Annotated in this window: 5 protein-coding genes; 4 read left to right on the forward strand and 1 reads right to left on the reverse strand. The window is 71.9% G+C overall.

The window, feature by feature from the left end:
• The first annotated feature begins 165 nt into the window (after positions 1-165).
• The 4 genes from AB0G02_RS21675 to AB0G02_RS21690 are packed head-to-tail and all read left to right on the forward strand — an operon-like array spanning position 166 to position 7,269.
• A complete protein-coding gene (locus AB0G02_RS21675; protein ID WP_360797198.1) occupies positions 166-4,935 on the forward strand; it encodes a DUF4082 domain-containing protein in 4,770 nt (1,589 codons plus the stop codon).
• 26 nt (positions 4,936-4,961) lie between these two features.
• Positions 4,962-5,618 (forward strand): NeuD/PglB/VioB family sugar acetyltransferase, encoded by a 657-nt coding sequence (locus AB0G02_RS21680; RefSeq protein ID WP_360797200.1) that lies wholly within the window; start codon positions 4,962-4,964, stop codon positions 5,616-5,618.
• Positions 5,618-6,709: a DegT/DnrJ/EryC1/StrS family aminotransferase gene (locus AB0G02_RS21685; RefSeq protein WP_360797206.1), complete on the forward strand. Its 1,092-nt coding sequence runs from the start codon at positions 5,618-5,620 to the stop codon at positions 6,707-6,709. The genes AB0G02_RS21680 and AB0G02_RS21685 overlap by 1 nt, the downstream gene beginning before the upstream one ends.
• On the forward strand, positions 6,706-7,269 hold the full coding sequence (locus AB0G02_RS21690; RefSeq protein ID WP_360797202.1) for an acyltransferase: 564 nt from the start codon (positions 6,706-6,708) through the stop codon (positions 7,267-7,269). The genes AB0G02_RS21685 and AB0G02_RS21690 overlap by 4 nt, the downstream gene beginning before the upstream one ends.
• 149 nt (positions 7,270-7,418) lie before the next feature.
• Here the strand turns inward: AB0G02_RS21690 and AB0G02_RS21695 are convergent, their stop codons facing one another.
• Positions 7,419-8,807, reverse strand: a complete 1,389-nt coding sequence (locus AB0G02_RS21695; protein ID WP_360797204.1) for an O-antigen ligase family protein — start codon at positions 8,805-8,807, stop codon at positions 7,419-7,421.
• Positions 8,808-8,934 lie beyond the last annotated feature (127 nt).

Below are 8,934 nucleotides of genomic sequence, written 5' to 3' on the forward strand. Positions count from 1 at the left end.
CGGATCATCTTGTGCTGTAACGCGAAGTGCGGTCCACGCGACGTTCGGAGCAGCAGTGCTCCACTGGTCGACGTAGTGCGCACCGCATCACTCGCAGTCACCACCGCAGTGCCCGAGAGGTGAAACACCATGACCGCCGACCAGAGACGCGCCAGACCCGTTGTCGTGACAGCCCTGTTGCGCCTGCTGGTCGTCGTCGCCCTCGTGGCGTCCACCGTCACGGTCGTCGGTCTGCTGCGCGCGCCCGAGGCCGCCGCCGCGCCGTGCGACGCCCCCGTGGTCAACAAGGTGGCCTGCGAGAACACCAAGCAGGGCACGGCCGACTGGCAGGTGTCCTACCGGGACGACGGCATCCTCGGCTTCACCACCGACATCAGCGCCACCCCCGGCGGCCGGGTCGACTTCAAGATGCTCACCAGCGCGTCGTCCTACTACATCGACATCTACCGGCTCGGCTGGTACGGCGGCGTCGGCGCGCGGTTCCAGGAGCGGATCAGCCGCACCACCGCGCAGAACCAGCCGCCGTGCCAGCGCGGCACGGACGGCAGCGCGCTGATCGACTGCGGCAACTGGGCGGTGTCGCTGGGCTGGAACGTGCCGCTCACCGCGGTGTCGGGCATCTACTACGCGCGCACCCACCGCAACGACAACGGCGCGGAGAACGAGATCGTCTTCGTCGTCCGCGACGACACCAGCACCTCGAAGGTCCTGTTCCAGACCTCCGACTCGACCTGGGCGGCCTACAACCGCTACGGCGGCAACAGCCTGTACTTCGGCGACGGCCCCGGCCAGGGCGGCCAGGCCTACAAGGTCAGCTACAACCGCCCGTACACCGGTGGCGACGGCGACGACAACTTCATCTTCAACGCCGAGTACCCGATGCTGCGCTTCCTGGAGGCCAACGGGTACGACCTGAGCTACACCACCGACGTGGACTCGGCCCGCCGCGGCCAGCTGATCAAGAACCACAAGGTGTTCATGGCCGTCGGCCACGACGAGTACTGGTCGAACGAGCAGCGCGCCAACGTGGAGGCGGCCCGGGACGCGGGCGTGCACCTGGCGTTCCTCACCGGCAACGAGATCTTCTGGAAGACCCGGTGGGAGAAGAGCATCGACTCCTCGCACACCGACTGGCGCACGGTCGCCTGCTACAAGGAGACCAAGGGCACCCAGAGCGACGGACTGAGCGACTGGACCGGCACCTGGCGCGACCCGCGCTACCCCGAGCAGGACGGCGGGCGCCCGGAGAACGCGCTGCTGGGCAACCTGTTCACGGTCAACGGCCGCCGAGAGGACGCGCTCCAGGTCCCGGCCGCGTACGGCCGGATGCGACTGTGGCGGCACACGTCGTTGCAGAGCATGTCCGGCACCTACACGTTCCAGCCGGGCACGCTGGGCTACGAGTGGAACTCGGTGGAGGACAACGGCTTCCAGCCGGCCGGCGTGGCGCAGCTGTCGCGCACCACCGTGGCCATGTCCGAGGGCCCGTACGTGCTGCAGAACCACGGCGACCTCTACACCCCGGACACGAAGACCCACGCCATCACCTACTACCGGCACGCGAGCGGGGCGCTGGTGTTCGGCGCCGGCACCGTGCAGTGGGCCTGGGGCGTGGACGACGAGCACGCGTTCCTCACCAACACGCCGACCTCCGACGTGCGGATCAAGCAGGCCACGGTCAACTTCCTGGCCGACATGGGCGTGAGCGCGACGACGTTGCAGGCCGGGCTGACCCAGGCGACCAAGAGCACCGACACCCAGGCGCCGGCGGTGGCGTTCACCTCCGTGCCGCCGCTGTCGGCCGTGGGCGCCGCGTACACGTTCGCCGGCTCGGTCACCGACGTCGGCGGCCAGGTCGGCGGCGTCGAGGTGTCCACCGACGGCGGCACCCGCTGGCACCCGGCGGTGTGGCAGGCCGGGCAGACGGGGTGGAGCTACACCTACACCCCGAGCCAGTCCGGCCCGGCGAGCCTGCGCGTGCGCGCGGTGGACGACTCGGCGAACCTGTCCACGCCGGTCGTGGCCACGCCGGGGGTCAACCCGCGCACCTGCCCGTGCGGCCTGTGGACCACCGCGAACACCCCCGACGTGGCCGACAGCGGTGACGCGTCGCCGCTGGAGCTGGGCGTGAAGTGGCGGGCGAACGGCGACGGCTACGTGCGCGGCGTCAAGTTCTACAAGGGCGCGGGCAACACCGGCACGCACACCGGCACGTTGTGGGACGCGGCGGGCAACCCGATGGCCACCGGCACGTTCGCCAACGAGACCGCGAGCGGCTGGCAGACGTTGACCTTCGCCATGCCGGTGAAGGTGCTGGCGGGCGTCACGTACGTGGTGTCGTACTTCGCGCCCAACGGGCACTACTCCTACGACCTGGAGTACTTCTTCCAGCAGCAGCGCTACCTCGAACCGCTCACCGGCCTCAAGAACGGCCAGGACGGCACGAACGGCCTGTTCCGGTTCGGCGGGCCCGGCTTCCCGACCCAGTCCCACTGGGGCAGCAACTACTGGGTCGACGTGGTGTGGGCGACCGACCCCGGGCCCGACCAGCGGGCACCGCTGCTGGTGTCCACCAACCCGGTGAGCGGCGAGGGCACGGTGTCGCTGAACCCGACCGTCTCGGCCACCTACGACGAGGCCGTCGCGCCCGGTTCCGCCCAGTTCACCGTCACCGGTCCGGCCGGCGCGGTGTCCGGCTCGGTGGCGCTGTCCGCCGAGAACAAGACGGTCACCTTCACCCCGGCCCAGGCGCTCAGCCCGAACACCGGCTACACCGTCGCGCTGCGCGTGTCGGACGCGGCGGGCAACCAGACGCCGCAGTCGACGTGGTCCTTCACCACCGGCGCGATCCGGCCCGCGACCTGCCCGTGCACGGTCTGGGACGACTTCACCCGGCCCGCGGTGTACGCGGCGAACGACACCACGCCGATCGAGGTCGGCACCAAGGTGCGCTTCAACGGCAAGGGCGAGGTGCTGGGCGTCCGCTTCTTCAAGGGCACCGGCAACACCGGCACGCACACCGGGTCGCTGTGGTCGTCCAACGGCCTGCTCCTGGCCACCGGCACGTTCACCAACGAGAGCGCGAGCGGCTGGCAGAAGCTGACGTTCGCCTCGCCGGTGGTCGTGCAGGCGAACACCACCTACGTCGTGTCCTACTACGCCCCCAACGGGCGTTACGCGGTCAGCAGCGGCTACTTCGCCGGCCAGGGCGCGAGCTACGCGGGCCTGCGGGCGCTGGCCGACGGCGTCGACGGGCCCGACGGCGTGTACCGCTACGGCGGCGGTGGCGGGTTCCCCACCTCGTCCTACAACGGGACGAACTACTGGGTCGACGTCGTCTACCGCAACGGCCTCAACGGCGACACCACGCCGCCGACGCTGACCAACCGGTCCCCGGCCGTGAACGCGACGAACGTCGCCGCCACCGCGCCGCTGACCTCGACGTTCAGCGAACCGGTCGACCCGGCCAGCGCGCAGGTCTGGCTGACCGACCCGCGCGGCGCGCAGCTGACCGGCTCGGTGTCGCTGTCCGCCGACCAGCGCACGGCCACCTGGACGCCGAGCGGCAAGCTCGCGCCCAACACCCGCTACACCGCCAACGTGCTGATCGCCGACGCCAACGGCAACCCGATGCCGGATGCGGCGACGTGGTCGTTCACCACCAGCGCGGACGTGATCTGCCCGTGCTCGCTGTTCAGCGCGGCGACCGTGCCGACGACCCCCTCGTCCGACGACGGCGGCGCCTACGAGCTGGGCGTGCGGTTCACCCCGGCGGCGGGCGGCCGGATCACCGGCGTCAAGTTCTACAAGGGCGCGGGCAACACCGGCACGCACACCGGCACGCTGTGGTCGGCCGGCGGCCAGCAGCTCGCCACCGGCACGTTCACCGCGGAGACGGCGACGGGCTGGCAGACGTTGACCTTCGCCGCACCGGTGCACGTGTCGGCGGGCCAGACCTACACCGCGTCGTACACCACGACCACCGGCCACTACTCCGTCGACAGCGGGTACTTCTCCGGCTACACCGCGGCCTCCGGACCGCTGTCCGCCCCCGAGGCGGCCAACGGCGGCAACGGTGTCTACCGCGCCGGCGCGGGCCACCCGACGAACTCCTACGCGGGCGGCAACTACTGGGTCGACGTCGTCTTCCTGCCCAACACCGACAACACCCCGCCGGTCGTCAACGGGCGCACCCCGCTCGACGGCGCGTCGGAGGTGGACCGCACCTGGCCGCTGACCGCGTCGTTCGACGAGCCGGTCGACCTCAGCACGGCCCAGTTCACGCTCGCGGACTCCGGCGGCGCGAAGATCGCGGGCACGCTGTCGCTGTCGGCCGGCCAGCAGCGGGTGACCTGGACACCGGCGGCGGCGCTGGGCGGCGGCATGACCTACACCGCGAGCCTGCGCGTCGCGGACGTCTACGGCAACCTGATGACCGCGCCGACGACCTGGTCGTTCACCACGACCACCGACGGCGACTGCCCGTGCTCGCTGTTCAGCGCGGCGACCGTGCCCACGGTGGCGTCGGCCGACGACGGCGGCTCGTACGAGCTGGGCGTCCGGTTCGTGCCTTCGGTGAACGGCTCCGTCACCGGGGTCCGGTTCTACAAGGGCGCGGGCAACACCGGCACGCACACGGGCACGCTGTGGGACGCGGCGGGCAACCAGAAGGCCACCGGCACGTTCACCGGCGAGACGGCCACCGGCTGGCAGACGCTCACGTTCGCCGCACCGGTGCCGGTCACCGCGGGCACCGGCTACGTGGTCTCCTACACCGCGCCCAACGGCCACTACTCGGTCGACACCGGGTACTTCATGGGCAACGCCGTGACCAGCCCGCCGCTGAGCGCGCCGGCCACCGCCGAGGGCACCCGCAACGGGGTCTTCCGGTCCGGCCCCGGGTTCCCGGACTCGTCCTACGCCGGCAGCAACTAGGGGGCCGACGTTGTGTTCACCACCGGATGAGCGCACCCAGGCCCCTGCTGCTGGTGGGTGGCGGCGGACTGGCCCGCGAGGTCCTCGCGGCCGTCCGCCTCACCCCCGGGCTGTGGCGACCCGTGGGCGCGCTGGACGACGACCCGGCGCGTCACGGCGCGGACCTCGACGGCCTGCCCGTGCTGGGCGGGACGGAGCTGGTGCACGGGATGACCGACGCGGCGGTGCTGGTGTGCGTGGCCAGCGCGCACCGGCCGCGCGGCAGGCTGGGCGTGGTCGCCCGGCTCGGCCTGCCGGAGGACCGGTGGGCGACGGTGGTCCACCCGGCGGCCTCGGTGGCCGTCGGCGCGGAGGTGGGGCCGGGCACGGTCCTGCTGGCCGGTGTGGTGGTGACGACGCCGTTGCGCTTGGGGGCGCACGTCGTGGCCATGCCGCACGTCCTGATCACCCACGACGACGAGGTGGGCGACGGTGTCACGTTCGCCGGCCGCGCGTCGCTGGGCGGGTCGGTCCGGGTCGGGCAGAGCGCCTACCTCGGGCAGGGCAGTGCGGTCCGGGAAGGTGTGACGATCGGCGCGGGCGCGGTGGTGGGCATGGGTTCGGTGGTGCTCGTCGACGTCCCCGCGGGTGAGGTCTGGGCGGGCAACCCCGCCCGACGACTGCGAGAGGGGAACGGTTCGTGATCGACATCCCGCTGGTGGACCTGCGTGCCCAGCACGAGCAGGTGGCCGACGAGGTAGCCGAGGGTTGGGCCGAGGTGCTCAAGAACACCGCCTTCGTCGGCGGGCGCCAGGTCGCCGGGTTCGAGGCGGAGTTCGCCGCCTACCAGGAGGTGCCGCACTGCGTCGCCGTCGGCAACGGCACCGACGCCATCGAGCTGGCGCTGCGGGCGCTCGACGTCGGACCGGGCGACGAGTGCGTGCTGCCCACCAACACGTTCATCGCCACGGCCGGCGCGGTGGCCCGGACCGGCGCCACGCCGGTGCTGGTGGACTGCGTGGCCGACACCGGCCTGATCGACGTGTCGCAGGTGGCCGAGGCCATCACGCCGCGCACCAAGGCCCTGCTGCCGGTGCACCTGTACGGGCAGGCCGCGCCGGTCGAGGAGCTGCGGTCGTTCGGCGTGCCGATCGTCGAGGACGCGGCCCAGGCCCAGGGTGCGCGGCGGAACGGCGTGCCCGTCGGCGGGCTCGGTGACATCGCCGCGACGAGCTTCTACCCGGGCAAGAACCTCGGCGCGTACGGCGACGGCGGCGCGGTGCTGACCACGTCCGCCGAGCTGGCCGAGGCGGTGCGGCTGCTGCGCGAGCACGGGTCGCCGCGCAAGTACGAGCACTCGGTGGTGGGCTTCAACAGCCGCTTGGACACGCTTCAGGCCGTGGTGCTGTCCGCGAAGCTGCGCCGGTTGGAGGGCTGGAACGCGCTGCGCCGCGCGGCGGCCGACCGCTACACCGCGCTGCTGGCCGACGTGCCGGGCGTGACGCTGCCGGTGGTGCTGGAGGGCAACGTGCCCGTGTGGCACCTGTACGTGGTGCGGGTGGCCGCGCGCGACCGCGTGCTGGCGTCCCTGCACGAGGCGGGGATCGGCGCGGGCATCCACTACCCGACGCCGGTGCACCTCACGGGCGCGTACGTGCACCTGGGGCACGCGCCGGGCGACTTCCCGGTCAGCGAGGCGGTGGCGGGGGAGATCCTGTCGCTGCCGCTGTTCCCGGAGATCACCGCCGCGCAGCAGGAGCGGGTCGTGTCGGCGCTCGCGGAGGCCGTGCGATGAACGAGGTCTTCGTGCACCCCAAAGGCCTGTGCGAGAGCACGGACGTCGGCGCCGGCACGAGGGTGTGGGCGTTCGCGCACGTGCTGCCCGGCGCTCGGATCGGGCGGGACTGCAACATCTGCGACGGCGCGTTCGTGGAGAGCCGGGCGGTGCTGGGCGACCGGGTGACGGTGAAGAACGGCACCCTGGTGTTCGACGGGGTGGTGTGCGAGGACGAGGTGTTCCTCGGCCCGAACGTCCTGTTCACCAACGACCTCCGCCCGCGTGCCGCGATCCGCCGGACGGGGGAGGCGCTGCTGTCCACCGTCGTCCGGCGCGGCGCGACCCTGGGCGCGGGCACGGTCGTCGTGTGCGGGGTGGAGATCGGTGAGCACGCCTTCGCCGCCGCCGGCTCCGTGGTGACCAAGGACATCCCGGCGCACGCGTTCGTGGCGGGCAACCCGGCGACCCACAAGGGCTGGGTGTGCGACTGCGGGCAGCGCCTGGACGCCGGCCTGGTCTGCCGCGACTGCGACAACCGCTACACCGAGACCGACAAGGGCCTGGCCAAACTCCCCTGACCCGCGCGTGTCCTCCGCTCCCGTCACCCGTGTCCTACCTTCAGGACACCCGAGTTGAACGCTCAGCACGCGAGAGTCCTACCTCCAGCGCGCGAGAGTCCTACGCTCAGGACACCCGAGTTGAACGCTCGGAACACGCGACCCGCGGTTCACGCCTCCGGTCGCGACGTGGCCTTCCGCTCGGCGTGGGCGGCGCGCAGCAGCGCACCGCTCACGCCGACCATGGTGAACACCAGACCGGTGGCCACGCCGAACCCCAGCAGGTCGAACGTCACCGACGCGATCCCACCCGCCACGACGGCCGCGAGCAGGGCGCTCGCCAGGCTCCGCAGGTGCTCGTCCCGGCTGATCATCCGCACCCGGATCGCCGCGAACGCCGCCGCCAGGAACATGCCGATCAACGCGAACAGCCCCAGGTAGCCGTTCTCGATCAACGTGAGCAGGAACTGGTTGTCCAGGATCGTGTACTTCGTCGGCAGGTACGTGCCGAACCCGCGCCCCAGCAACGGGTTCAGGTCGATCTGCTCCCACGCCGCCTCGTAGTCCGCCGTGCGCGCCTTGACGCTCGGGTCGTCCTCGATGTTGGAGAACATCCCGCGCAGCGTGCCGAACAACCCGGGCACGACCACGCTCGCGCCGAGGAACGACCCACCGCCGATCAACGCCGTGCTGATCTTGCGCCGCCGCGGCAACGTGATGATCATGATGATCGCGCCGACCGCCATGCCCAGCAGCGCGGTCCGCGACAACGACGTCAGCGCGCCCAGGCCGACCAGGGCCAGGCACACCAGCCAGCGCACGTGCGGCGTGCCGTCGTCCCTCGCCTTGAACACGTAGTGCACGCCCAGCGGCACGGCCATCGCGCACACCAGGCCGAACTCGATCGGGTGGTTCGTGGTGCCCGTGGGTCGGCGGAAGATCGACCGGGCCTCCATCGCGGAGTACCCGTTGTCCTGCACGCGCAGTCCCGGCAGCGACACGTACGACGCCAGGTCCACGCCCAGCCCGAACTGCACCAGCCCCACGAACGCGACCACCGCCGCACAGGCCAGCAGCAGCTTGAGCACGGCGTCCAGCCGCTCCTTCGTGCGCACGGCGTCGCACACGAACACCGCGACCGCGATCATCGACGTGATCCGGATGATGCTGCTGTCGGCCACGGTCAGCTCGTCGGTCGGCAGCCAGCGCCGGGTGGCCACGCCGTAGGTCGCCAGCTGCGACGCCAGGTACAGCGCCACGGCCGTGCGCACGAGGTTGCGGCCCTTGCCCATGCCGAGCGTGTCGACCATCTGCCCGGACACCCACAGCACGCCCAGCAGCAACGCCACCACCAGCGCGGGCGGCAGCGTCATCGGCACGAACGACAGCACGAGCCGGGCCGGGATGATCAGCAGCGCCAACAGGAACAGGCGCACGAGGGTGGCGCCGTCCGCGCGCCGGCGCACGGGCACCGCACGCGCGGCTGGTCCGACCTGCTCGGGCTGCTCCGACCGCTCGGGCTGCTCCGGCTGCACGGACCGCTCCGACTGCTCGGACACGGTCAGGGTGCGTCTTCGTCGGTCGGCCACGACGGCCTGGCGGGCTTGCCGACGGCGTTGCGCGCACCGGGCGCGGCGATCTTCACCGTCTGCTCGCTGGCCGTCGGCTGGCGGCGGGCGGGGGGAG

Origin of the sequence: Actinosynnema sp. NPDC023658 (assembly GCF_040639995.1) — a bacterium.
Taxonomy (GTDB): Bacteria; Actinomycetota; Actinomycetes; order Mycobacteriales; family Pseudonocardiaceae; genus Actinosynnema.

Coding starts and splice junctions, on each gene's coding strand:
- AB0G02_RS21680 (WP_360797200.1), top strand. CDS start 4,962: ATGAGCGCACCCAGGCCCCTGCTGCTGGTGGGTGGCGGCGGACTGGCC.
- AB0G02_RS21690 (WP_360797202.1), top strand. CDS start 6,706: ATGAACGAGGTCTTCGTGCACCCCAAAGGCCTGTGCGAGAGCACGGAC.